At 43.2% G+C, this 26,455-nt stretch carries 23 protein-coding genes and 1 tRNA gene; 23 read left to right on the forward strand and 1 reads right to left on the reverse strand.

Translation table 11 applies throughout. The annotated features are described in order from the left end of the window. The first annotated feature begins 168 nt into the window (after positions 1–168). The 12 genes from DWW86_RS00915 to DWW86_RS00970 all read left to right on the forward strand — a co-directional run bounded on the left by DWW86_RS00915 (position 169) and on the right by DWW86_RS00970 (position 13,438). The gene (locus DWW86_RS00915; RefSeq protein WP_117941997.1) at positions 169–738 is read left to right on the forward strand and encodes a glycerol-3-phosphate responsive antiterminator; all 570 of its coding nucleotides are present in this window, start codon (positions 169–171) and stop codon (positions 736–738) included. 158 nt (positions 739–896) lie between these two features. After that, positions 897–2,399: a glycerol kinase GlpK gene (gene glpK / locus DWW86_RS00920; RefSeq protein WP_072521277.1), complete on the forward strand. Its 1,503-nt coding sequence runs from the start codon at positions 897–899 to the stop codon at positions 2,397–2,399. Positions 2,400–2,529: 130 nt separating this feature from the next. Further along, positions 2,530–3,966, forward strand: a complete 1,437-nt coding sequence (locus DWW86_RS00925) for an NAD(P)/FAD-dependent oxidoreductase (protein WP_181985274.1) — start codon at positions 2,530–2,532, stop codon at positions 3,964–3,966. Positions 3,967–3,979: 13 nt separating this feature from the next. Beyond that, positions 3,980–5,263, forward strand: a complete 1,284-nt coding sequence (locus tag DWW86_RS00930; protein WP_286187625.1) for an NAD(P)/FAD-dependent oxidoreductase — start codon at positions 3,980–3,982, stop codon at positions 5,261–5,263. A 2-nt stretch (positions 5,264–5,265) separates the two neighbouring features. Next, positions 5,266–5,628 carry a DUF1667 domain-containing protein gene (locus DWW86_RS00935; protein WP_072521274.1) on the forward strand — a complete coding sequence of 121 codons (363 nt, stop codon included), beginning with the start codon at positions 5,266–5,268 and terminating at the stop codon, positions 5,626–5,628. Positions 5,629–5,798: 170 nt separating this feature from the next. After that, the gene (gene hemA / locus DWW86_RS00940) at positions 5,799–7,028 is read left to right on the forward strand and encodes a glutamyl-tRNA reductase (RefSeq protein ID WP_117942000.1); all 1,230 of its coding nucleotides are present in this window, start codon (positions 5,799–5,801) and stop codon (positions 7,026–7,028) included. Next, the gene (locus DWW86_RS00945) at positions 7,018–7,503 is read left to right on the forward strand and encodes a precorrin-2 dehydrogenase/sirohydrochlorin ferrochelatase family protein (protein ID WP_117942001.1); all 486 of its coding nucleotides are present in this window, start codon (positions 7,018–7,020) and stop codon (positions 7,501–7,503) included. Before hemA ends, DWW86_RS00945 begins: the two co-directional genes overlap by 11 nt. Beyond that, a complete protein-coding gene (hemC, locus tag DWW86_RS00950; RefSeq protein ID WP_117942002.1) occupies positions 7,478–8,404 on the forward strand; it encodes a hydroxymethylbilane synthase in 927 nt (308 codons plus the stop codon). Before DWW86_RS00945 ends, hemC begins: the two co-directional genes overlap by 26 nt. Next, positions 8,401–9,903, forward strand: a complete 1,503-nt coding sequence (cobA, locus tag DWW86_RS00955) for a uroporphyrinogen-III C-methyltransferase (RefSeq protein WP_117942003.1) — start codon at positions 8,401–8,403, stop codon at positions 9,901–9,903. The genes hemC and cobA overlap by 4 nt, the downstream gene beginning before the upstream one ends. Positions 9,904–9,935: 32 nt before the next feature. Next, a complete protein-coding gene (hemB, locus tag DWW86_RS00960) occupies positions 9,936–10,919 on the forward strand; it encodes a porphobilinogen synthase (RefSeq protein ID WP_117942004.1) in 984 nt (327 codons plus the stop codon). Beyond that, the gene (gene hemL / locus DWW86_RS00965; RefSeq protein WP_117942005.1) at positions 10,919–12,196 is read left to right on the forward strand and encodes a glutamate-1-semialdehyde 2,1-aminomutase; all 1,278 of its coding nucleotides are present in this window, start codon (positions 10,919–10,921) and stop codon (positions 12,194–12,196) included. The genes hemB and hemL overlap by 1 nt, the downstream gene beginning before the upstream one ends. A 129-nt stretch (positions 12,197–12,325) precedes the next feature. After that, positions 12,326–13,438, forward strand: coding sequence for a lactonase family protein (locus tag DWW86_RS00970; RefSeq protein WP_072521267.1), 1,113 nt, complete (start codon positions 12,326–12,328; stop codon positions 13,436–13,438). A 68-nt stretch (positions 13,439–13,506) separates the two neighbouring features. Here the strand turns inward: DWW86_RS00970 and aroC are convergent, their stop codons facing one another. Next, positions 13,507–14,601 (reverse strand): chorismate synthase, encoded by a 1,095-nt coding sequence (aroC, locus tag DWW86_RS00975; protein ID WP_117942006.1) that lies wholly within the window; start codon positions 14,599–14,601, stop codon positions 13,507–13,509. A 200-nt stretch (positions 14,602–14,801) separates the two neighbouring features. Here aroC and DWW86_RS00980 point away from each other — a divergent pair, with 200 nt between their 5' ends. The 11 genes from DWW86_RS00980 (at position 14,802) to DWW86_RS01030 (ending at position 26,396) form a co-directional block, all read left to right on the forward strand. Then, on the forward strand, positions 14,802–15,743 hold the full coding sequence (locus DWW86_RS00980; protein WP_072521265.1) for a magnesium transporter CorA family protein: 942 nt from the start codon (positions 14,802–14,804) through the stop codon (positions 15,741–15,743). Between the two features lie 71 nt (positions 15,744–15,814). Further along, a complete protein-coding gene (locus DWW86_RS00985) occupies positions 15,815–16,693 on the forward strand; it encodes a rhomboid family intramembrane serine protease (RefSeq protein WP_072523326.1) in 879 nt (292 codons plus the stop codon). 23 nt (positions 16,694–16,716) lie between these two features. After that, complete coding sequence (locus tag DWW86_RS00990) at positions 16,717–18,003, forward strand: diaminopimelate decarboxylase family protein (protein WP_072521264.1); 1,287 nt, start codon at positions 16,717–16,719, stop codon at positions 18,001–18,003. Between the two features lie 75 nt (positions 18,004–18,078). Beyond that, positions 18,079–18,158 (forward strand) — tRNA-Leu (locus tag DWW86_RS00995). A gap of 173 nt (positions 18,159–18,331) precedes the next feature. Then, a complete protein-coding gene (ftsH, locus tag DWW86_RS01000) occupies positions 18,332–20,200 on the forward strand; it encodes an ATP-dependent zinc metalloprotease FtsH (protein WP_072521263.1) in 1,869 nt (622 codons plus the stop codon). Between the two features lie 108 nt (positions 20,201–20,308). Continuing rightward, positions 20,309–20,665 (forward strand): zf-HC2 domain-containing protein, encoded by a 357-nt coding sequence (locus tag DWW86_RS01005; protein WP_072521262.1) that lies wholly within the window; start codon positions 20,309–20,311, stop codon positions 20,663–20,665. A 22-nt stretch (positions 20,666–20,687) separates the two neighbouring features. After that, a complete protein-coding gene (gene polA, locus DWW86_RS01010; RefSeq protein ID WP_117942007.1) occupies positions 20,688–23,327 on the forward strand; it encodes a DNA polymerase I in 2,640 nt (879 codons plus the stop codon). A gap of 1 nt (position 23,328) precedes the next feature. Next, positions 23,329–23,919: a dephospho-CoA kinase gene (gene coaE, locus DWW86_RS01015; protein WP_117942008.1), complete on the forward strand. Its 591-nt coding sequence runs from the start codon at positions 23,329–23,331 to the stop codon at positions 23,917–23,919. Then, the gene (locus DWW86_RS01020; RefSeq protein ID WP_117942009.1) at positions 23,916–24,713 is read left to right on the forward strand and encodes an MBL fold metallo-hydrolase; all 798 of its coding nucleotides are present in this window, start codon (positions 23,916–23,918) and stop codon (positions 24,711–24,713) included. Before coaE ends, DWW86_RS01020 begins: the two co-directional genes overlap by 4 nt. A gap of 17 nt (positions 24,714–24,730) precedes the next feature. After that, positions 24,731–25,003 carry an ACT domain-containing protein gene (locus DWW86_RS01025; protein ID WP_072521258.1) on the forward strand — a complete coding sequence of 91 codons (273 nt, stop codon included), beginning with the start codon at positions 24,731–24,733 and terminating at the stop codon, positions 25,001–25,003. A gap of 28 nt (positions 25,004–25,031) precedes the next feature. Further along, complete coding sequence (locus DWW86_RS01030) at positions 25,032–26,396, forward strand: PFL family protein (RefSeq protein ID WP_117942010.1); 1,365 nt, start codon at positions 25,032–25,034, stop codon at positions 26,394–26,396. Positions 26,397–26,455 lie beyond the last annotated feature (59 nt).

Raw genomic sequence — 26,455 nt, forward strand, 5'->3', positions numbered from 1 at the left:
AGTATTGTCTTTAAAAGAACAAGACGGGAAATACCAAAGACAGGCAGGAATTTTACAGAATTCTTACCTGTTTTTGTTTGTTTATCAAAAATGAATATGATATATTAGAATATATAGAATACCAGGTGGTTGTAGATAATGGATTTATGACCAGAGAAAGGGCATGGAATGGAACAGGAATTTTGGGATGCGGTGGAGGACAATCCGATCATTGCGGCAGTAAAAAGTATGGATGATCTGGAAGGATGCTGTAAGCTGGAGGACATACGAGTTGTCTTTGTTTTGTTTGGGGATATATGTTCGATTGGAGATATTGTAAAGAAAATCAAGGCTGCAGGCAAGATTGCCATGGTGCATGTAGATCTGGTCGGAGGATTAAGCCCACGCGAGATAGCAGTTGAATATCTGAAAAATAATACCGATGCCGATGGAATTATTACCACAAAACCATCATTGATCAAAAAAGCAAAAGAACTTTCGCTGTATACGGTACTGCGTTATTTCCTACTGGATTCAATGGCTTACGAGAATATTCTGATACAGCAGCATATCGTCCATCCAGATTTTATAGAAGTCCTGCCTGGTGCAATGCCAAAAGTCATTCAGAAACTTTGCTCTGAAATCAAAGTACCCGTAATCGCCGGAGGTCTCATTATCGACAAAGAATCCGTTATGGGAGCCCTCACCGCCGGCGCCACCGCCGTATCCTCCACCAACCACAACGTATGGAAACTGTAATTCCATTCCCTGATAATTTATCTGATTATTATAGAATTGTATCCTGAGAAGTCGATATCCTATTGACTAATTATAAAAGATTTTGTTTAATAAGATAAATAAGAGGAATATAAAAACGATATTATAAAAGAAACTCTTTTATGAGGGAGGCTTTTTATATGCAAAAATATGTAATGGCGCTGGACGCGGGTACCACCAGCAACCGATGCATTTTATTTAATGAAAAAGGTGAAATGTGCAGTGTGGCACAGAGGGAATTTCATCAGTATTTCCCGAAGCCCGGCTGGGTGGAACACGATGCAGATGAAATCTGGGCAAGTATGCTTGGTGTGGCAGTAGAAGCTATGAATATGATTGGTGCAGAAGCACATGATATTTCTGCAATCGGTATTACAAATCAGCGAGAGACTGCAATCGTATGGGATAAAAACACCGGAGACCCGATCTATCATGCAATTGTCTGGCAGTGCCGCAGAACATCCGAATACTGTGATTCACTGAAGGCAAAAGGTCTTACCGATAAATTCCGTATGAAGACCGGTCTTGTGATAGATGCCTATTTTTCTGCAACAAAAGTAAAATGGATTCTCGACAATGTGCCGGGAGCCAGAGAAAAAGCAGAGCGTGGAGATCTGCTTTTTGGAACAGTTGAGACCTGGCTGATCTGGAAACTGACGAAGGGTGCGGTTCATATTACGGATTATTCCAATGCATCCCGTACAATGCTTTTCAATATCAATACTTTACAGTGGGATGAAGAAATCCTTGAAGAATTAGATATTCCGAGATGTATGCTTCCGACACCGAAACCGTCCAGCTGTGTTTACGGTATGGCAGATCCGTCATTTTTAGGCGGTCCGATACCGATTGCAGGTGCAGCGGGAGATCAGCAGTCCGCATTGTTTGGGCAGACCTGTTTTCAGGCCGGTGAAGCAAAAAATACATATGGTACCGGTTGTTTCCTGCTTATGAATACAGGTGAGAAACCGGTGTTTTCCGAGAATGGCCTTGTTACAACAATTGCCTGGGGGCTTGATGGAAAAGTAAATTACGCGCTGGAGGGATCTATCTTTGTGGCAGGGGCTGCAATCCAGTGGCTGCGTGATGAGATGCGCCTGATTGATTCTGCTGAAGATTCTGAATATATGGCAAAGAAAGTAAAGGATACAAATGGCTGCTACGTTGTTCCGGCATTTACTGGACTTGGAGCACCACACTGGGATCAGTATGCGAGAGGTACGATTGTCGGAATCACCCGAGGCGTAAATAAATACCATATTATCCGTGCAACTCTGGAATCTCTGGCATATCAGGTAAATGATGTATTACAGTCGATGAAAGCCGATTCCGGAATTCAGCTTGCTTCACTGAAAGTCGATGGTGGCGCGAGTGCGAATGATTTTCTGATGCAGACACAGGCTGATATCATCAATGCACCGGTAAATCGTCCGCAATGTGTCGAGACTACTGCGATGGGTGCAGCTTATCTGGCAGGTCTTGCAGTAAACTACTGGACGAGCAAGGAAGATGTACTTAAGAATTGGGCGATTGATAAAACCTTTACTCCCCAGATCGCGGATACAGAGAGAGTTAAGCGAATCAAAGGATGGGAAAAAGCAGTCAAATATGCCTATGGCTGGGCAAGAGACGAAGAAGATTAATGATTAGGAGTCACTTTCAAGTGACTGAATTCAAATTAAATATTTAGGCAAGAGAAAAGAGAGCCTGACAGTAAATCCATAAGACATGGGTTTATTTGTCAGGCTTTTTACGATACAGGAGGATATAAATATGAAAAACTATGATGTGATTATTATTGGTGCAGGAGTGACAGGTACAGCAATTGCACGGGAACTGTCACGTTATCAGTGTAAAGTCTGCGTGCTGGAAAGAGAAGAGGATGTCTGCTGCGGTACCTCAAAAGCAAACAGTGCGATCATTCATGCAGGGTATGATGCAGAACCAGGCTCATGGAAAGCCAGATTGAATGTGAGGGGAAATGAAATGATCGAATCACTTTCAAGAGAGCTTGACTTTCCGTTTAAACGGGATGGTTCACTTGTGCTTTGTCTGGATGAAAAAGCTTATCCGGATCTTAAAAAACTTTATGACAGAGGAATCGAAAATGGGGTAAAAGATCTTCAGATCCTGAACAGAGATGAAGTACTTTCGATGGAGCCAAATGTTTCCGATAAAGTCTATGCGGCTTTATATGCACCAACAGCCGGAATTGTATGTCCGTTTCATATGACGATTGCTTTTGCAGAAAACGCATATACAAATGGTGTGTCATTCCATTTTAATACGGAAGTGCAGCAAATTGAACGAGAGGCAAAAGGATGGAAAATCACAACCGGTAAGGGAGAATACAATGCGAAGTGTATTGTCAATGCAGCCGGTGTATATGCGGATAAGATCCACAATATGGTAAGTGAAAAGAAACTTCATATCACCCCGAGAAAAGGAGAATATTGTCTTCTGGACAAAAGTGCCGGTAATCATGTAGGAAGGACGATTTTTACTCTTCCCGGTAAATTTGGAAAAGGCGTTCTAGTGACACCGACGGTTCATGGAAATCTTCTGATCGGACCGACGGCAGTGGATATTGAAAATAAAGAAGGTATAAATACAACACGGGACGGACTACTGCAGGTTCTTGAAAAATCTGCAGACAGTGTAAAAAATATTCCAACACGGCAGGTGATTACTTCATTTGCCGGTCTGCGTGCACACGAAGACGGAGATGATTTTGTTATCGGTGAAACAGAAAATGATTTTATAGACTGTGCCGGAATTGAATCACCGGGACTTTCCAGTGCACCGGCGATAGGTGAAGTTATTGGAAACCTTGTACAGAAAAAATATGATCTGAAAGAAAAAACAGATTTTATTTCCACGAGAACAGGAATGCCTGATCTGAATGCAATGACGATTGAAGAACGAAACGAGCTGATTCAACAGAATCCTGCATATGGAAATATTATCTGCCGTTGTGAGATGGTGACAGAGGGAGAAATTATAGATGCGATCAGAAGACCATTGGGAGGCAAATCACTGGACGGAGTCAAAAGACGGACGCGTGCCGGCATGGGACGCTGCCAGTCAGGATTCTGTGCACCTAAGGTTATGGAAATTCTGGCTCGTGAGCTTGAAAAATCAATGGAAGAAATTACGAAATCCGGCGGGAATTCCAGAATTATAGAAGGAATTAATAAGGATGTATTTTGAGGAGGAAAACAAAATGAAAAATTATGATATTGTGATCATCGGCGGAGGTCCGGCAGGACTTTCTGCAGCTGTGGCAGCCAGAAAAAACGGAACAGAAAGTATCCTGATTCTTGAGCGTGATGATAAGCTTGGTGGGATTCTGAACCAGTGTATTCATAATGGATTTGGCCTGCATACGTTTCAGGAAGAACTGACAGGTCCGGAATATGCCGGAAGATTTATCGCACAGACAGAGAAACTTCGGATAGAATACAAATTACATACTATGGTTATGGATATCAGCGCAGACAAAGTCGTAACAGCAATGAACCAGGAAGAAGGAATGTTTCAGATTCAGGCAAAAGCCGTAATTCTTGCAATGGGCTGCCGTGAACGTTCAAGAGGAGCACTGAACATACCAGGCTATCGTCCGGCAGGGATTTTTTCAGCAGGAACGGCACAACGTCTGGTAAACATTGAAGGGTATCTTCCGGGGCGAAAAGTTGTGATCTTAGGTTCCGGTGACATCGGTCTGATTATGGCAAGGAGAATGACGCTGGAAGGGGCAGACGTGCAGGTGGTTGCAGAGCTGATGCCTTATTCCGGAGGCCTGAAACGAAACATTGTGCAGTGTCTGGATGATTTTGGGATTCCGTTGAAATTAAGCCATACGGTAATTGATATTAAAGGTAAAGAACGTGTGGAAGGAATCACTCTTGCCGAAGTCAATGCAGAGGGCAGACCGATTCCGGGTACGGAAGAAGAATATGAGTGTGATACATTACTTCTTTCTGTCGGGCTGATTCCAGAAAATGAATTATCACGCGGCATGGGTATAGAAATGAATCCTGTGACATCCGGTCCGAAAGTCAATGAAAGTCTGGAGACAAATATAGAGGGTGTTTTTGCATGCGGAAACGTGCTTCATGTACATGACCTGGTTGACTTTGTATCGGAAGAAGCGGCTATGGCTGGACGAAATGCCTCACTTTATGTACAGAATGCATGCAGAAGCCAGGAAAATACAAAAAATCTGACAGAAAAAGAAATCATTCTGTTTTCGGAAAAGGGGGTACGTTATACGGTTCCGTCTGTAATACGTCCGGATCATATGCCGGAAGAACTGACTGTTCGATTCCGCGTCGGAGGTGTATACAAAAACTGCTATATAAGCTGCTATCTCGATGGAGAAAGAATCCTTCACCGCAAACGTCCGGTCGTAGCTCCGGGGGAGATGGAGCAGATCAAACTTACCAGAGAACAGATAATGAAGAATCTTTTATTGCAGAAAATTACATTAAAAATCGAGGAGGAATAGATATGGAAATCAGAAATCTGACATGCATCGGCTGCCCGATGGGATGTCCTCTTACTGTGAAACTTGAGGACACAGAAGTCATAAGTATAGAAGGAAATAGCTGCAAAAGAGGTGCCGTATATGGAAAAAAAGAGGTTACGAATCCGACCAGAATCGTGACAACGACCGTTCGTGTAAGTGGTGGAACGGAACCTGTGGTGTCTGTTAAAACAAAAGAAGATATTCCGAAAGATAAAATTTTTGCCTGTGTTCGTGCAATGAAGGAAATTACTGTACCGGCTCCTGTACATATCGGAGATGTGATTCTGCGTGATGTCGCACACACAGGGGTGGATATGATTGCAACAAAAAATGTAGAGATTTAAAGATATTGTTTTTCTTTCAAAACACACAGGAAAACCCCATGTAAATTTTATTGACAACTTTTCTCGAACATACTATTATTAAAATAGTATGTTTTCCTGAAGGATCCACGCGGATATGGTATATCCCATTCAGGAAAGGATATAGTCAGACAAAGGAGAAACACAATATCATGACAATATCCATGATAGGAATTGATCACGACAGAGCACCCGTAGATATTCGGGCTCTGTTTGCGTTTACAAAGAAAAATGCGGGAGAAGCAATGGAAAGACTTAAAGAGACGGCAGGAATTTATGGCTGTATCATTTTGTCGACCTGCAACCGACTTGAAATATGGACCAGTCACGAAGAAGAACAGGAAATTTCCATGTATGAGTGTCTGTGCCGTCTGAAGGGGATACAGGATACTTCTTACGAAAAATATTTTATCACACGTAAAGATAAAGAAGCTGTAGAGCATCTTTTTTATCTTGCCGGAGGACTGAAATCTCAGATTCTCGGTGAAGATCAGATTCTAACGCAGATTAAGGATGCTCTAAATCTTGCACGTGAGCATTTTACAACAGACAGTGTGCTGGAAGTACTGTTTCGTATGGCTGTAACCGCTGGAAAAAAGATCAAGACAGAAGCTCCTCTTGCACATGGGAATCCTTCTGTTATTCATCAGGCAGTCAGCCATTTGAAAGAACAGGGTTATGATATGTATGGCAAAACATGTATGGTCATCGGAAATGGTGAAATGGGAAAAGTTGCCGCACAGACGCTTCGCGATGCCGGAGCCAATGTAACAGTCACAGTCCGCCAGTATCGAAGCGGACTTGTCAGTATTCCGATTGGATGCAGCCGTATTCATTATGGAGAGCGAATGAGATTTTTGCCGAACTGTGACGTTGTAGTAAGTGCTACAGCCAGTCCGAACTTTACTCTGAGGGATGAACTTTTTCAGGATGTTGTATTGGAAAAACCGCTCCTGCTTCTTGATCTTGCAGTTCCGAGGGACATTGATCCGTCTCTTGGCAGCAGGGACGGAATTACGCTTTATGATATGGACAGCTTCCGTACAGAAAGACTTTCGCCGGAGGCACATGAGAGTCTTATAAAAGCAGCTTCGATCGTAGAAGAACAGATGGCAGAATTTTTTCAGTGGCTGGATGGCCGTGACGTTATTCCGAGAATTCAGGAAATCCGTGCGGAAGCAGTGCAGGATCTGAATCTGCGTATCGAAAAAATTCTCAAAAAAACACCGATGCAGGAAGAAGACAGGGCAAGTCTTCTTGAGGCAGTAGACACCGCAGCTGGAAAAGTTGTTAATAAAATGATTTTCGGTCTTAGGGACAGTCTGAATCAGGAAGCTTTTCTGGAATGTGTTGCAGGATTGGAGAAGGTATATGAAGACTAAACGATATTTTCCAATGTTTATTGATCTGTCAGACAAAAAAATCGTCGTTGTAGGCGGTGGCAATATTGCGACCAGAAGAGTACGGACACTTTTGCAGTTTACAAGAAATATTACTGCAATTGCACCGAAGTGTACGATGGAACTGCAGGAACTCGGAAAGACAGGATATGTTCATCTGATCACACGCACGGTCAAACGTTCGGATTTTGACATGGCATATATGGTGATCGCAGCAACAAATGACTGGAAACTGAATGATGAGATTTACCGTGTCTGTAAGGAAGAGGGCATCTATGTAAATGTTGCCGACGATAAGAGTAAATGCGATTTCTATTTCCCGGGTATTTATATGAAGGATGAAGTGGTTGTCGGAATTACAGCAAGTGGGCTGGATCACAGCCGCGCAAAAAAAGTCCGTATCGCAATTCAGGAAGCAATGGAGGCATCAGATGGTGAAGACAGAAGTGCAGAATAAAGTGATCATTGGAAGCAGGGAGAGCCGTCTGGCAGTTTTGCAGAGTGAGATGGTGCGCGATTACATAAAAACACAGCATCCGGAGCTGGATGTTGAGATTCTGACAATGAAAACGACAGGTGATAAAATTTTAGACCGGACACTTGATAAGGTCGGAGGCAAGGGCCTCTTTGTAAAAGAACTGGATAAAGCACTGCTGGAGGGCAGAACCATGTTGTCGGTTCACAGCCTGAAAGATATGCCGATGGAAGTTCCTGGAGAACTTCCTCTTCTTGCGTTTTCAAAGAGAGAAGATCCGAGGGATGTTCTGGTGTTCCCGGAGGGAGTCGGTGAACTGGATCCTACGAAACCGCTGGGATGTTCAAGCCTTCGGCGTACGCTTCAGCTTAAAGAACTATATCCGGAAATGGAAGTAAAAAGTATTCGTGGAAATCTTCAGACCCGTTTACAGAAACTGGACAATGGAGAATATTCCGGTCTGATTCTTGCTGCAGCAGGCCTGAAACGCCTTGGCTTAGGAAATCGAATCTGCCGGTATTTTTCAGAGGATGAGATTCTTCCGGCTGCAGGTCAGGGAATTCTCGCGGTACAGGGAAGACAGGATCTGACATATGATTATCTGGAAGGCTATCGAGATGAAAAAGCATGGATTGCAGGCAGCGCAGAGCGTGCTTTTGTAAAATATCTGAACGGAGGCTGTTCTTCGCCGGTTGCCGCTTTTGGTGTGGTAGAGGGAGATGAACTCTTTCTTCGCGGACTCTATTACAGGGAATGTGACGGTCGTTATTTTAAAGACAGCATCCGGGGACCGAAATCAGAGGCAGAAAAACTGGGCAGAGATCTTGCCAAACGGATGCAGGATATGTATGACAATATTAAAACAGGAGGGACTTCATTATGAAAAAGGGAAAAGTATGGCTTGTTGGAGCCGGACCTGGAGATATCGGTCTATTTACTTTGAAGGGAATGGAAGTCCTTAAAGCAGCAGATGTTGTTGTTTATGACAGTCTTGTAGGTCAGGGTGTTCTGGCAAAAATTCCGACAGAGGCAAGATTAATAAATGTAGGAAAACGTGCAGATAAACATACGATGCCACAGGAAGGTATTAATCAGTTGCTTCTGGAGGAAGCCCTGAAGGGAAACCGTGTTGTCCGCCTCAAAGGTGGTGATCCGTTCCTTTTTGGACGTGGCGGAGAAGAACTGGAACTTCTGACAGAGAATGAAATTCCTTATGAGATCGTTCCGGGCGTCACTTCTTCTATTGCGGTTCCGGCATACAACGGAATTCCGGTTACACACCGGGATTTCTGTTCTTCGGTACATATCATTACCGGTCACCGGCGAGCAGGCAAAAAATATGACATTGATTTTAAAGCGCTGACAGATACGAAGGGAACGCTGGTTTTTCTTATGGGAATTGCAGCACTTGCAGATATCTGTCAGGGACTGCTTGATGCAGGAATGGATCCGGATATGCCGGCGGCAGTTCTCCAGAAGGGAACGACAGCTGATCAGAAGCGCGTTGTAGCAACCGTTTCCACTCTGAAAGAAGAGGTAGAAAGGCAGGGGATCGAGACACCGGCAATTATTGTAGTCGGTAAAGTATGTAAGCTTGCAGCGGAGTTCGGATGGTATGAAAAGCTTTCTCTTGCCGGATGTAAAGTGCTTGTAACCAGACCGAAGGGACGCAGTTCCCGTACCGCAGATGAACTTCGTAGAAGAGGAGCAGAAGTGCTTGAACTGCCGTCTATCAGAACTGTTGCACTGGATGAGCAGACGGAGCTCTGGCAGGCATTTGACAGAATGGATACTTATCAGTGGATTGTTTTTACAAGTCCGACAGGTGCAGAGATTTTCTTTGAAGAATTAAAAAACGCGCACAAAGATATCCGTAGTCTGGCAGGAATACATATTGCGGCAATCGGTCAGGGAACTGCGAAAGTATTGGAAGAAAGAGGTATTCTCGTAGATCTGATTCCGGAAATTTATGATGGCGATTCACTGGGGGAAGCCCTTGCGGCAAAACTTACAGGCGGAGAGAAAATCCTCCTCCCAAGAGCAAGAAAAGGAAATGAAAATCTTGTAAAGATTCTTAGAACTCATGGTGCCAGGGTGGATGATATTGCAACATATGATACCGTCTATGAAAAAAGCCGTCTGATCAATATCGGAGAAGAAATCCGTACAGGTTCTATCGACTGTGTGGTATTTACAAGTGCATCAACTGTAAAAGGATTTGTCGAAAGTACAGCACTTGCAGATTATTCGGGTGTTGTGGCAGCATGTATCGGCAAACAGACAAAAGCTGCAGCTGATGCATATGGCATGCAGACATTTGTGGCAGAAAAAGCAACAATTGAGGCTTTGATCGAGCTCGTTGTGAAGATAAAAAACAAATAACATTTTTAAGATAAGAAAGAGGTGCAGCAACAATGGATCTTATTCAGAGACCAAGAAGACTTCGCGGAAGTGAAACACTCCGTAAAATGGTGAGAGAGACCAGAATTGACAAATCTTCTCTGATCTATCCGCTTTTTGTAAAAGAGGGTACAGGTGTTGAGGAAGAAATTCCGTCTATGGAGGGACAGTACCGCTACAGCGTAGATCGTCTTCCATATGAACTGGAACGTCTTCAGAAGGCCGGTGTAGGTAATATTATGCTTTTCGGAATTCCGGACCACAAAGATGAATTGGGAAGTGGTGCTTATGATGAAAACGGAATTGTACAGAAAGCTTTAAGAGAAGCCAAAAAACACTTCCCGGATCTTTACTATATTACAGATGTGTGCATGTGCGAATATACTTCGCATGGACACTGCGGTGTTCTCTGCGGTCATGAAGTAGAGAATGATGCAACACTTGAATTACTTGCAAAAACAGCACTTTCTCATGTAGAAGCCGGTGCAGATATGGTGGCTCCTTCTGATATGATGGACGGCCGTGTACGTGCAATCCGTGAATGTCTGGACAAGGCAGGGCATAAAGAAACTCCGATCATGTCTTATGCAGTCAAATATGCATCTGCATTTTATGGTCCATTCCGTGATGCGGCAGGTTCTGCTCCATCTTTTGGTGACCGTAAGAGTTATCAGATGGATTTCCATAACCGCCGTGAGGGAATGAAAGAAGCACTGACAGATATCGAAGAGGGCGCAGACATTATTATGATTAAACCTGCAATGTCTTATCTGGATATGGTTTCGGAAGTTTACCATGCAACAAATGTTCCGATTGCTACTTACAGTGTAAGTGGTGAATATGCAATGGTCAAAGCAGCCGCTAAGATGGGATGGATTGAAGAAGACAGAATTGTCTGTGAGATGGCTGCAAGTGCCTATCGTGCAGGAGCTTCTATTTATCTGACTTACTATGCAAAAGAGCTTGCCCGCTTTATCGATGAAGGGAGAATCGGCTAATGGGAAGATCAGAAGAATTATATGAACGTGCAGTAAAAAAAATTCCGGGCGGCGTCAACAGTCCGGTCAGAGCGTATGGTGCAATCGGAATGGCTCCGAGATTTATCAAACATGCAGATGGCTGTCACATTTATGATGTAGATGGCAATGAATACGTAGATTATATCGATTCCTGGGGGCCTATGATCCTCGGACATAATTTTCCACAGATCAGGGAAGCAGTAGTTGAAGCCTGCGCAGACGGTCTGAGCTTTGGATGTGCTACAGAGATAGAAGTAGAGATGGCGGAATTTATCTGTGAACATCTTCCGCATGTTGAGATGGTGCGTATGGTCAATTCCGGCACAGAGGCTGTCATGAGTGCAATTCGTGCGGCCAGGGGCTATACGGGGCGTGATAAGATCATTAAATTTGCCGGCTGTTATCATGGACACAGTGATGCACTTCTGGTAAGCGCCGGATCCGGTGTTATGACAAGTGGAGTACCGGACAGTGCCGGTGTACCGAAAGGCTGCACACAGGATACGATGACTGCAGTTTATAATGATCTGGACAGCGTAAAAGCACTTCTGGAACAGGCACCGGGACAGGTGGCGGCGGTGATTGTGGAACCTGTTGCAGCCAATATGGGTGTGGTTCCGCCAAAGAAAGGTTTTCTGGAAGGTCTTCGCAGTCTCTGTACCGAGCACGGAACATTACTGATCTTTGATGAAGTTATTACAGGATTCCGTCTTGCATTTGGCGGAGCAGCAGAATATTTTGATGTGATACCGGATATGGTTACTTATGGTAAAATTATTGGTGCAGGTATGCCGGTTGGTGCATACGGCGGCAAAAAAGAAATCATGGAGATGGTTTCTCCGGCAGGCCCGGTTTACCAGGCAGGTACATTGAGTGGTAATCCGATTGCAATGGCTGCAGGTCTGACACAGCTGAAATATCTGTATGAACATCAGGAAGTTTATAAGGAACTGGAAGAAAAGGGCGAAAAACTTTATGGTGGAATCGAACAGATTCTTAAAGAATATAAAAAGCCATACCATGTAAATCATGTTTCATCTTTAGGAAGCCTTTTCTTTACAGAAAATGAAGTGGTCGATTATACAAGTGCAAAAACATCCGATACAAAGGCATTTGCAGATTATTTTCTTGCAATGCTGAAATCAGGAATTCATCTGGCACCGTCTCAGTTTGAGGCAATGTTCCTTTCCACAGCGCATACAGATGCTGTGATTGAAAACACACTTTCTAAAGTACGAGAGTACTTTATGAAGTAAAGTATGTAAGAAAATACACATTCAACGTAGAATGTCAACTTGTTCTTATAAATGGAATGTGCTATAATTAGGACACCAAATGCGGATAGAGCTTTCGCACATATTCATCGAATTTTAGGAGGCAGTATAATGGGGAACAAGAAATATGTGGCTTATGTGGGAACATATACCCATGGCAACAGCAAAGGCATTCAGGTCTATGATGTAGATGTAGAGAACGGCAAACTGATCGAGCGAGGCGAAGTGAAGGTCAGCAATGCATCACACACAGCAGTTTCCAAAAACGGTAAGTTCCTGTATTCCATAGAGGATGAGGGTGTTGCGGTATTCCAGCGTGACGAGCATGGAGACCTCACCCGTATCAACAGTGTGGGAATTGATGGAATGAGAGGCTGTTTTCTTGCCACAGACGTAGACGGCAGATATTTGTATGTAGCAGGATATCATGATGGTAAGGTGACTGTTGTACATACGCATAAAGATGGAAGTCTTGGACGTATTATGGACGGCGTGTTCCATAAAGGACTTGGAAGTGTCGCTGAGCGTAACTTCCGTCCACATGTAAACTGCGTACGACCGACACCGGACAATAAATATCTCTGCGCAGTTGACAATGGTATTGATCAGGTCAAAATCTATCGTATCAATAAGAGACGTCACAAGCTTGAACTGGTTGATATTCTTCGTTGTCCGAGAGAGAGTGGACCGAGGATCATCCGTTTCAGTGCGGATGGCAAATATGCGTACATTTTGTTTGAATTGAGCAACGAGATTAAGGTATACAGGTATGATGGCAGCGGAGTCAATCCGGAATTTGAGCTTTTACAGAGTGTTTCCACGCTGAGTAAAAAGCATGATAAAGATGCGATTCATAATGCAGCTTCCGGTCTGGCTCTTGCACCAGATGGCAAGCATCTGTTCTGTACAACAGCAGGAGAAAATACAGTTTCTATGTATGAGATTGATGCGGAAACAGGACTTCTCGAAAAGAAGTTTACACTGCCAATCAGTGGAGATTATCCGAAGGATCTTGTGATCTTTCCGGATAACCAGCATATTGCTGTCGCAAATCATGCAAGCAATACTATCACTACTTTCAAAGTTGACTATGACAATAACATCATCGTTATGAATGATAAACCCCATAAAGTTGAGACTCCAAACAGCATTCATATGTGGCCTGTACCTCAGGATTTTGAAGCTGTCAAGCCGTTATCTGATGAGGAAGATGATGAGCAGTAATAGTTTGTGCTAAAATATCGATAATTTAAAAAGATCCCTCAGTTTTAAGCTGTGGGATCTTTTTATGGCTATTTTGAGTAAAATTCCTGAATTTTATCAAGTCTTGAAGTCATATTAGCAAATAATGCATCTGTAATGGTGAGGGCACACATGGATTCGACAACAACAACTGCTCTCGGGACAATGACAGGATCATGTCTGCCATGTATTTCAAGGGAAATCTGTTCACCCTGGCTGGTGACCGTCGGCTGAGGCTGACTGATTGAAGGTGTTGGCTTGATGTAGGCGCGAAGGATGATCTCGCTGCCGTCACTGATTCCGCCCATAATACCACCGGCATGATTGGAAGTTTTAGTTATCACGTTGTCTTTGATTAAAAATCCGTCGTTATCTTCTGAACCTTTCATATGAGCAACCTGAATACCATCACCAATCTCAACAGCTTTGACTGCACCGACAGACATGACTGCCTGAGAGAGCATGGCATCAAGCTTTTCAAAAACAGGATTTCCGAGACCGGCAGGGACACCGCCGATGCGGCATTCGATCACACCACCCGCGCTGTCCTGATTTTTCATACATTCCTCAAGATAAGTACCTGCCTTGGCAGCAGCATCTGCATCCGGCATATAGAATGCATTGTTGTTTATTTCTTCAGGGTTATATTCTTTAATAGAGACCGGTCCGATAGATTTCGTGTAGGTGCAGAACGAAATACCCAATGATGCAAGGAGTCTGGATGCAACTGCACCGGAAGCAACACGTCCGATCGTTTCACGGCCTGAAGATCGTCCACCGCCACGGTAATCACGGAAGCCATATTTCGCATCAAAGGTATAATCTGCATGTCCCGGACGATAAGAATAAGCAATATTACCGTAGTCACGGGAGCGCTGGTCAGTGTTTCGCACCATCAGGGAAATCGGAGTTCCGGTTGTTTTTCCTTCGAAGACACCGGAGAGGATTTCTACGAGATCGCCCTCCTTACGTGCGGTTGTATAGCGGCTTTGTCCTGGTTTGCGTCTGTCCAGAAATTTCTGGATATCTTCTTCTGAGAGAGAAAGCCCCGCAGGACAGCCGTCAATGACTGCACCCAGAGCTTTTCCGTGGGATTCGCCCCATGTAGTTACGGTGAAATGTGAGCCGAAGCTGGATTTATTCATAAGTATTGAGTCCTCCCTTATTAACTGTAGTTAATCTTAACATATTAAATATAGAAAGTCTACAATTTGCACTATGTCACTTTAACGTATAAATTGAATGAAATTTTTGTAAATACAATTCAGTTGGAATTGACAAAAATTATACGGCATTTTATAATTGACCATATGACCCAAAAAGAGAGTGGAAGGGGAGTGTAATCGTGGTTAGAATGTTTCGGACATCAGACGGTGCCATTCATGAAATTCAGGAACCGCAGGATGGATGTTGGATTGCCCTTACAAATCCTACAGCAACAGAAATATTTGAAATATCTGAACAGTTCCAGATCGAAGTTGATGATCTGAGGGCTCCTTTGGATGAAGAAGAACGGTCACGTATTGAGGTGGAGGATACTTACACTCTGATTCTGGTTGATGTTCCTATGATCGAAGAGCGAAATGATAAAGACTGGTATGGTACGATCCCACTTGGTATTATTGTTACTGATAAAATGATCTTTACGGTATGCCTGGAGGATACACAGGTTCTGACACGTTTTATGGAGGGCCGTGTACGTAATTTCTTCACTTATATGAAGACACGTTTTATTCTGCAGATTCTTTACCGCAATGCCAGTATGTACCTGCGTTATCTGCGTATCATAGACAAAAAGAGTGAACAGGTGGAGGAGAAGCTCCATTTTTCACCACGAAATCAGGAACTGATAGAGTTACTTGAACTGGAGAAATCACTGGTATACTTTACGACTTCTCTGCGTTCGAATGAGGCTGTACTCGAGAAACTGATCAAGGTTGAAAGTATTAAGAAATATCCCGAAGATACGGAACTACTTGAAGATGTCATTATCGAGAACACACAGGCGATCGAGATGGCAAATATCTACAGTGGTATCCTGCGTAGTATGATGGATGCTTTTGCATCTGTTATCTCGAATAATCTGAACGATGTGATGAAGATACTGTCGGTGATCACGATTGTCATGAGTATTCCGACGATTATTTTCAGTGCCTATGGAATGAATCTTGCTCCGTCAGGTATGCCTTTTTCAAGCACAACACTGGGATTTGCAATCGTAATTCTGATTTCTATCGGTGCGAGTATTGTTGCGGCAATGTTCCTGTCCAAGAAAAAGTATTTTTGATTTATTTGGCAACAAATACAATTCATCTTTCCGGACTGTATAAATCAACAGAAAAAGGAGAAAAGTGTCTTATGAATTGGATCGATAAAATGGAACGTAAATTCAGGGGAAGAGGAATTCCGAACCTGACAGTCTATGTGATTATCTGTTATGTGGTTGGGTATCTGCTGAGTTATATGAATCCTTCGATGCTCAGTATGATGAGCCTTGATGTATCCAAGATTCTTCAGGGGCAGATCTGGAGACTTGTGACCTGGGTCATCTATCCGCCGAGTACCGGTAATTTCTTTTTGTTTGTAATTTCTATTTTGTTTTTCTATTATCCGGTAGGTACGTCACTGGAACGTACATGGGGCAGTTTTCGTTATACCCTGTATATTTTTTCAGGACTTTTGTTTGTGCTGATCGCAGCATTTATTACCTATTTCATTACAGGTGGTTTTGTAGTGATCGATGGTATGACCTATATGATTGGTGGAGGCGTGTTTACGACTTATTATGTCAGTCTTTCCGTCTTCCTGGCATATGCGATGAGTTATCCGGATATGCAGATTTTGTTATGGTTTGTGATTCCGATCAAGATGAAATGGATGGCAGGTGTGTACGGCGCAATTATTCTGTACAACATGATCTCCTATATCCGTGTCGGATTGTGGGTGATGGCAGTGCCGATACTTGCATCACTGCTTAACTTTATTCTGTTTTTCTTCAGCACAAGGAATATGCAGCGTTATAACCCGAAAGAAGTGCATCGCCGCAGAGAATTTAAGAAAGCCATGGCACAGAGTCGGGTGAATCCGGCAACAGGAGGAATTACAAAACACAAATGTGCAATTTGTGGACGCACAGAAAAGGATGATCCGAATCTGGAATTCCGTTTCTGTTCAAAATGTAATGGCAATTATGAATATTGTCAGGATCATCTGTTTACACATCAGCATGTGAAATAATGCTATACGAGGAGATAAATATTATGAAAAAAAAGCCGTTTGTAACACTGGAAAAACTGCAGGAAATCACTGAGAAATTCCCTACACCTTTTCACCTTTATGATGAGAAGGGAATCCGTGAAAACGCCAAAGCATTAAAAGAAGCCTTTGCATGGAATAAAGGATTTAAAGAATTCTTCGCAGTTAAAGCAACACCGAATCCATATCTGATCCAGATTCTTCAGGAGTACGGATGTGGATGTGACTGTTCCTCTATGACTGAACTGATGCTTTCCAAAGCAATCGGCTGCAAAAAAGGTGATATCATGTTTTCATCCAATGATACACCGGAGGCAGAGTTCCGCTATGCAAATGAGATCGGTGGGATCATCAACCTTGATGATATCACACATATTGAAGCTGTAGAGAAAGCTGTCGGTTATATTCCGAAGACGATCAGCTGTCGTTATAATCCAGGCGGACTGTTTAAAATCAGTAACGACATTATGGATAATCCGGGTGATGCCAAATATGGTATGACAACAGATCAGATCTTTGAGGCGTTCCGTACACTGAAAGCAAAAGGCGCCGAAGAATTCGGTATCCATGCTTTTCTTGCAAGCAATACAGTAACAAATGAATATTATCCTATGCTTGCAAAAGTTATGTTTGAACTTGCTGTAAAACTTCAGAAAGAAACCGGAGCCCATATCGGATTCATCAATCTTTCAGGAGGTATTGGTATTCCTTACAGACCAGAGCAGACACCAAATGATATTCGCGTGATCGGAGAAGGTGTACGTAAGGTATATGAAGAAGTTCTGGTTCCGGCAGGAATGGGCGATGTTGCAATTTATACTGAGCTTGGCCGCTTCATGATGGGACCGTATGGATGCCTTGTTACAAAAGCAATCCATGAGAAACATACACACAAAGAATACATCGGTGTAGATGCGTGTGCAGTTAACCTTATGCGTCCTGCAATGTATGGTGCATACCATCACATCACTGTTATGGGTAAAGAAGACAAGCCGTGCGATCATCTGTATGATATTACCGGTTCCCTTTGCGAAAACAATGATAAGTTTGCGATTGACCGCTATCTTCCGGAGATTGGGATGGGAGATCTGCTTGTAATTCATGACACCGGTGCACATGGGTTTGCTATGGGATATAATTACAATGGTAAGCTGAAATCCGCAGAGATTCTTCTTCACGAAGATGGAAGCTTTGATATGATCCGTCGTGCAGAAACACCAAGAGATTATTTCGCAACATTTGACTGCTTCCCGATCTATGAAAAAATGCTTGAAGATGAAGACAAATTATAAAAATAATTTGCAATTATTACATTAAAATGCTTGCAGTGAACTGAAAATTGTGGTAATATAATTTTCGGTTCATTTGCCGCTGTGGCGGAATTGGCAGACGCACTTGACTCAAAATCAAGCGGGAAACCGTGCCGGTTCGAGTCCGGCCAGCGGCATAAGGGTTCTCTGGTTTACAGAGAATCCTTTTTTGTATTTAATTGAACAGGATATATACAGAGCTTTATGAAAAGTTTATAATATTTCATTTTATTTCACAGAAAGAACATTGAATATGTACCATAAAAATGGTATGGTACATGACATAAATGATTTTGGAGGAAACATATAAATGAAGTTTAATCGCAAAAAGCCAGAAAAGATACCAATGTATGTCTATTACATTATTGCAGGTATTATTATTATTATTTTGAATATGCTTGTGGTTCCGGCTGTACAGGAAAGAAGTGTGCAGAAGACCGATTATTCTACTTTTATTGAAAATGTGGAGAAAGGCAACGTCACCAAAGCAACTGTAGAAGAAAGTTATATTTATTATGAAATGAAAGCTGACGATACAGATGGAACTGTTTTATGCAAGACAGTCAAGATGGATGATGCTGATCTGGTCAATCGTCTGCTGGATGCGGGTGTAACTATGGATGAAGTTCTTCCGGAAAGTCCATCAATCCTTATGACACTTCTTTTGAGCTATATCGTTCCGATCGTAATCTTTATCTTTATCGGACGCTGGCTGAGTAAGAAGATGATGTCCTCTATGGGCGGAGGCCCTGGTGGGGCAATGTCTTTCGGAAAGAGCAATGCAAAGGTTTATGTAAAATCCTCCACAGGAATTAAATTTTCCGATGTTGCCGGAGAAGACGAGGCGAAGGAGCTTCTTACTGAAATCGTAGATTATCTGCACAATCCTCAGAAATATACAGAGATTGGTGCGTCTATGCCGAAGGGAGCTCTGCTTGTGGGGCCACCTGGTACAGGTAAGACACTTCTTGCAAAAGCAGTTGCAGGTGAGGCGGAAGTTCCGTTTTTCTCAATCTCCGGTTCTGAATTCGTAGAAATGTTTGTCGGTATGGGTGCTGCGAAAGTACGAGATCTTTTCAAACAGGCAAATGAGAAGGCTCCGTGTATTGTATTTATTGATGAAATTGATACAATTGGTAAGAAACGTGACGGTGCCGGTTTTACAGGCGGAAATGACGAGAGAGAGCAGACCCTGAACCAGCTCCTTACAGAAATGGATGGATTTGATGGATCTAAGGGTGTTGTAATCCTGGCAGCAACCAACCGTCCGGATTCACTTGATCCGGCACTTCTCCGTCCGGGACGTTTTGACCGCCGTATTCCGGTAGAACTTCCGGATCTGCAGGGTAGAGAAGAGATTCTGAAAGTTCATGCAAAGAAAATTAAAATTGCAGATACTGTTCGATTTGATGATATTGCAAAGGCAGCTGCCGGAGCTTCTGGTGCGGAACTTGCCAATATTGTCAATGAAGCAGCACTTCGTGCAGTTCGCGACGGACGTAAATTTGCTACGCAGGCAGACTTTGAAGAAAGCATTGAAGTAGTTATTGCAGGATACCAGAAGAAAAATCGTGTTCTTTCTAATAAAGAGAAACTGATCGTATCCTATCATGAAATTGGACATGCACTTGTCGCAGCCAAACAGACAGAATCTGCTCCTGTTCACAAAATTACAATTATTCCACGTACATCGGGTGCGCTGGGCTACACGATGCAGGTTGATGATAATGAGCATTACCTGATGTCAAAAGAAGAACTGGAAAATAAGATTGCTACTTTTACAGGCGGGCGTGCAGCGGAAGAACTTATCTTTCATTCTATTACAACAGGTGCTTCCAATGATATTGAACAGGCAACCAAGATTGCAAGAGCAATGATTTCACGCTACGGCATGAGTGATGATTTTGATATGGTTGCCATGGAAAATATCAGCAACCAGTATCTAGGCGGAGATTCCAGCCTTGCCTGCTCTTTTGAGACGCAGACACTTCTCGATAAGAAAGTTGTAGAGCTTGTAAAGAGACAGCATGAGAAAGCGCTGCAGATCCTTCAGGACAATATCGGCAAACTTCATGAGCTGGCAAAATATCTGTATGAGCATGAGACGATCACAGGTGATGAATTTATGAAAATACTCGAGGCACCGGAAGAAACTCCGGCTGCTGTAACAGAAGAATAGCAGGACCTTATATATGAAAGAGGTGCTTCCGACGAAACGGTCGTTGTGAAGTACCTCTTTTTGTGCTATACTACAAAGAAGTGAAAACAGGGACAGGAGGAAGAAAGAATGCCGGATATTGAATGCAGAACCGCTGAGAGCATGGTGACCAAATACATCAATCATAGCTTAAGCGTCGATGAACTTGAAGAATTTCTGGATCATATCAGTCATTGTTCGTCCTGTTATGATGAACTTGAGACATATTTTATTGTGCATGAAGCAATACAGCAGCTGGATGAGCCGGAAGATGGTTCTGTACTTGATTTTCGTAAACTTCTGGATCAGGATATCCGAAAATCACGCAGATATATCCGTAAGAAACGGTGGTTTCATTTCCTGACAGGTCTTTTGCTGGCAGTATTTGCGATTCTGTTGCTTATTTTTATTATATTTTTTATCATGGATATAGCGCATTTCCTATAAATAGATACAGGGGGAACACATTTTGAGTGACAAAATTTTACTGATTGATGGACATAGTATTCTGAATCGCGCATTTTACGGACTTCCGGATCTGACAAACTCCGAAGGCAGACATACAGGCGCGGTTTATGGATTCCTTAACATTCTTTTTCGTATCCTTGAGGAGGAGAAGCCAAAATATCTGACGGTTGCTTTTGATCTTCACGAGCCTACATTCCGTCACAAAATTTACAATGCATACAAAGGGACCCGTAAACCGATGCCGGAAGAATTAAGGGAACAGGTGCCGCTGATCAAAGATGTGCTTACGGCAATGGGCATCAAGATTGTTTACAAACCGGGATTTGAGGCGGATGATCTTCTAGGAACACTGGCTGTACGAAGTGAAAAAGCTGGCATGGATGTAACGATTCTGTCCGGTGACCGTGACCTTCTCCAGCTTGCAACAGAAAAAGTCCTGATTCGCCTTCCGAAGACTTCGAGAGGAAAGACAACCATCGAGAACTTCCATACACAGGAAGTTATTGAAAAATATCAGGTAACACCACCGCAGATCATTGAGTTAAAAGCCCTGATGGGAGATTCTGCTGACAATATTCCGGGCATCCCTGGAGTTGGTGAAAAGACAGCAACAAAGATGGTCGTAGAGTTTGGTTCAATAGAAAACGCCTATGCGCATCTGGAGGAAGTGAAGCCGAATAAAGCAAAAGAATCACTGCGTGAACATTATGATATGGCTGTTTTAAGTAAAACACTTGCGACAATCAATACAGATAGTCCGATAGATTATTCTTATGAAGAAGCAGAACTGAAGAACCTCTATACGCCAGAGGCATATCAGCTCTGCAAACGACTTGAATTCAAAAATCTTCTTTCAAAATTTGATACAGCGGTTGTGCCGGAAAATCCAATCGAACAGAACTTCTTTGTCTGCAATGACCTTTCCGGTGCAGATGCATTATTTAAAAAAGCAGCCGGTAAGGCATATGTCGGAATTTCGCTTCTTGCAGATAAAGAAAGTGTTTATGGCCTTGGGATTGCCCTTGAAAAAGAAGAAATATACTATATGCCAGTGGAGGGACTGCTTACCGGGGATTTTCTGTGCGCATCCCTGAAAGATCTGGCAAAAACAACAGTTCTTTGTGCGCTGGATATCAAACAGTTTTTGAAACGTGTGCCGCTCGAAGATGAAACGCAGGTCTTTGACATCGGAATCGGAGCATATCTTCTGAATCCGCTGAAATCCACATACACATACGATGATGTTGCGAAGGAATATCTGGACGGAATACTTCTTCCTACACGGGAGGATCTGCTGGGTAAAGATTCCCTTAAAAAGGTGTGGGAGGGTTCGTCGGACGGTTTGATGCCATATGGCTGTTATATGGCATACACCGCGCTTACTGCACGTATTCCACTCGAAATCTCGATGAAAGACAGTGGTATGTGGCAGGTTTATCGGGAGATTGAACTTCCATTGATTTTTACGCTGGATTCTATGGAGAAATATGGAATCTGCGTAAAAGGTGAAGAATTAAAAACATATGGAAAAAAACTTCAGGTGCGTATTGAAGAACTGGAAAAACAGATTTATGAGGAGGCCGGTGAAAAATTTAATATCAATTCTCCGAAGCAGCTCGGAACGATACTTTTTGAAAAAATGGGACTTCCCGGAGGCAGAAAAACAAAGACCGGTTATTCCACAGCAGCCGATATCCTTGAGAAACTGGCACCAGAGCATCCGATCGTCAAAGATATTCTGGAATATCGACAGCTTGCAAAACTGAAATCTACTTATGCAGATGGTCTTGCGGCAGTCATTGAGCCGGATGGAAGAATCCATTCCACATTTAATCAGACGATTACAGCCACCGGACGAATTAGCAGTACGGAACCGAACCTTCAGAACATTCCGGTACGTATGGAACTCGGTCGTCTGATCCGTAAAGTTTTTGTACCGGAGGACGGATACGTATTTCTGGATGCCGATTACTCACAGATCGAACTCCGGGTACTTGCACATATGTCCGGAGATGAGACTCTGATTCAGGCATACAGGGAGGCGCAGGACATTCACCGTCTGACTGCGTCGCAGGTATTTCATGTTCCGTTTGAAGAAGTAACGTCTCTTCAGCGACGGAATGCAAAAGCGGTAAACTTCGGAATTGTGTATGGAATCAGCTCTTTCGGACTCAGCCAGGACTTAAGCATTACCCGAAAAGAAGCAGCAGAGTATATTGAAAAGTATTTTGAGACATATCCGAAAATAAAAAGTTTTCTGGATGGTCTTGTTGCCGAAGGAAAAGAAAAAGGATATGTGACGACCATGTTCGGACGGAGACGTCCGATACCGGAACTGAAGTCCGGCAATTTTATGCAGCGTTCTTTCGGTGAACGTGTAGCTATGAATTCTCCGATACAGGGAACTGCAGCGGATATTATTAAAATTGCGATGAACCGAGTCTATAAGAGAATCAGGCAGGAAGGGCTGAAATCGCGGCTGGTGCTTCAGGTGCATGACGAACTGCTGATTGAGACAAAGAAAGACGAGCTGGAGATTGTGTCCCGAATTCTGGAAGAAGAAATGAAAGGTGCGGCAAATCTTTCTGTAGAACTTGAAGTAGACATGCATGAAGGCAGCAACTGGTACGAGGCAAAATAAGATGAAAATTCTGGGAATTACAGGCGGTGTCGGCGCCGGCAAAAGCACAGTGCTTGATTTTCTGAAAGAAAAATATCATGCATATGTGATTCAGGCGGATCTGGTCGGACATCTTGTTATGGAGCCTGATGGGATCTGTTATGACAGTGTGGTTGCATTATTTGGAAAACGAGTCATAAAAAATGACAAAACCATTGACCGGAAGATGGTTTCCGATGTAGTATTTGGCAGTGAGGTAATGCGTCAGAGTCTGGATGCGATTATTCATCCGGCTGTTCGCCAATTTATATTGAACCAGATTGAACAGCAAAGGGAAGCCGGCTGTTCTCTGGTCGTAGTAGAGGCAGCGCTTCTTCTGGAAGAAAAGTATGATGCTTTCTGCGATCAGGTCTGGTATGTACATACGGATCAGGAGACACGTATAGAACGTCTTATGAGCAGCAGAGGTTACACGAGAGAAAAAGCTCTGAGCATCATAAAGAGACAGGCTTCCGAGGCGTTTTTCCGGCAGAATACGGATTATATGATTACAAATAACGGTCTGCCAGAGGAAACATGGCGCCAGATAGAAGAAGGGATTAAGAAATTATGAGATTTTGCAGTATTGCGAGTGGAAGTAGCGGAAACTGTATTTACGTAGGCTCAGAGAATACGCATGTACTGGTTGATACCGGAATCAGTGGCAAAAAGATGGAAGCCGGTTTAAACAGTCTTGATCTTACCGGACGTGATCTGGACGGAATCCTGATCACACATGAACATTCCGATCATATCAAAGGGCTGGGTGTTATATCAAGAAAATACGGAATTCCGATCTATACGACAGGAGGCACTGTGGATGCCATGGTCCGTACCAATGCACTTGGCAAGATTCCGGGCGAGATTTTTCATGAAATCAAAGAGGATGAATCGTTTGAAATCGGAGATCTTACGGTAAAACCTTTTTCTATTCCACACGATGCAGCACAGCCGGTCGGTTATAGACTGGAATGTGAAGGGCGTTCTGTGGGAATTGCGACCGACCTTGGAAAATATAACGATTATATCATTGAAAACCTTCAGAATCTGGATGCGCTTCTTCTGGAAGCAAATCATGATATCCGGATGCTGCAGGTAGGCAGATATCCATATTATCTGAAACAACGTATCCTTGGAGAACGGGGACATCTTTCCAATGAAAACGCAGGCAGACTGTTATGCAGACTGCTTCATGACAACATGAAATCGATTTTTCTGGGGCATCTAAGCAGAGAAAATAATTATGAAGAGCTTGCGTACGAGACTGTTTGTTCAGAGGTAACACTGGGAGACAACCCTTATAAATCAAAAGATTTCAGAATTCAGGTAGCGAAACGGGATTTGATTTCCGATGTAGTTACCGTATAAAAGAAAGGATAAAAGTCATGAAAAAAACAATCATTACAGTAGTAGGAAATGACACAGTAGGCATCATCGCAAAGGTATGTACGTATCTTGCAGACAACAATGTAAATATCCTGGATATTTCTCAGACTATCGTACAGGGATATTTTAACATGATGATGGTCGCAGATACCAGCAAATCAGAAAAAGACGCAGCAGCTCTTTCAAAGGAACTTTCTGAAATCGGTGATAAGATCGGCGTAGTGATCCGCTGTCAGCACGAAGATATCTTTAATGTAATGCATCGTATTTAATCGTATCATACAGAAAAGGAGAGTTGACATGATCAATATTTTTGAGGTTAATGAGACAAATAAGATGATCGAGCAGGAAAATCTGGATGTGCGTACCATCACAATGGGAATCAGCCTTCTGGATTGTATTGACAGTGATCTAGATATCATGAATGAAAAGATATACAACAAAATCACAACCAAAGCAAAAGATCTGGTTGCTACAGGAGACAAGATTGCAGCAGAATTTGGTATTCCTGTTGTGAATAAACGTGTTTCCGTGACACCGATCGCTTTAATCGGCGGTGTGGCATGCCATACGACAGAAGATTTTGTATCTATAGCTAAGACGCTGGATCGTGCAGCAAAAACAATCGGTGTGAACTTTATAGGTGGGTATTCTGCTCTGGTATGTAAGGGTATGACACCGGCAGAAGAACTCCTGATTCGTTCTATTCCACAGGCACTTGCAGTGACAGAACGTGTATGCAGCTCCGTTAATGTAGGTTCCACAAAGACTGGTATCAATATGGATGCGGTAAAACTAATGGGTGAGATTGTTCTTGAAACTGCAGAAGCATCCAAAGAGCAGGATTCTCTTGGCTGTGCGAAGCTTGTAGTATTCTGTAATGCACCGGATGATAACCCGTTTATGGCAGGTGCTTTCCATGGTGTGACAGAAGCAGACTGCATTATTAATGTCGGTGTCAGCGGCCCTGGTGTAGTCAAAACAGCACTGGAATCTGTTCGCGGTGCTGATTTCCAGACCTTATGTGAAATGATCAAGCGTACAGCATTTAAAGTAACGCGCGTGGGACAGCTTGTTGCACAGGAAGCGTCAAGGCGTTTGAATGTACCGTTCGGAATTGTGGACCTTTCTCTTGCACCGACACCGGCAATTGGCGACAGTGTGGCAGAAATTCTCGAAGAGATTGGTCTTGAGAGAGTAGGAGCACCTGGAACGACCGCAGCACTTGCACTCTTGAATGACCAGGTCAAAAAAGGCGGTGTTATGGCAGCACAGGCAGTAGGCGGTCTGAGCGGTGCATTTATTCCGGTCAGCGAGGATCAGGGAATGATTGATTCTGTAAATCTAGGTGCACTGACACTAGAAAAACTCGAAGCAATGACCTGTGTCTGCTCTGTAGGTCTTGATATGATTGCAATTCCGGGTGATACAAAGGCATCTACAATTGCGGGTATCATTGCTGATGAATCTGTGATTGGTATGATCAATCAGAAGACAACAGCAGTACGTGTAATCCCTGTTATCGGTAAAGGAGTAGGAGAGACAGTAGAGTTTGGCGGACTTCTCGGATATGCTCCGATCATGCCGGTTAACAAGTTCTCCTGTGATGCGTTTGTAGAGCGCGGTGGACGCATCCCGGCACCGATCCACAGCTTCAAGAACTGATGCGAAACAAGAAAATGTCTGATTTTTACTGGACGATGTTATAATAACGAATCCCCTGA

The organism is Ruminococcus sp. AF17-22AC (assembly GCF_003460065.1).
Classification (GTDB): Bacteria; Bacillota; Clostridia; order Lachnospirales; family Lachnospiraceae; genus Blautia_A.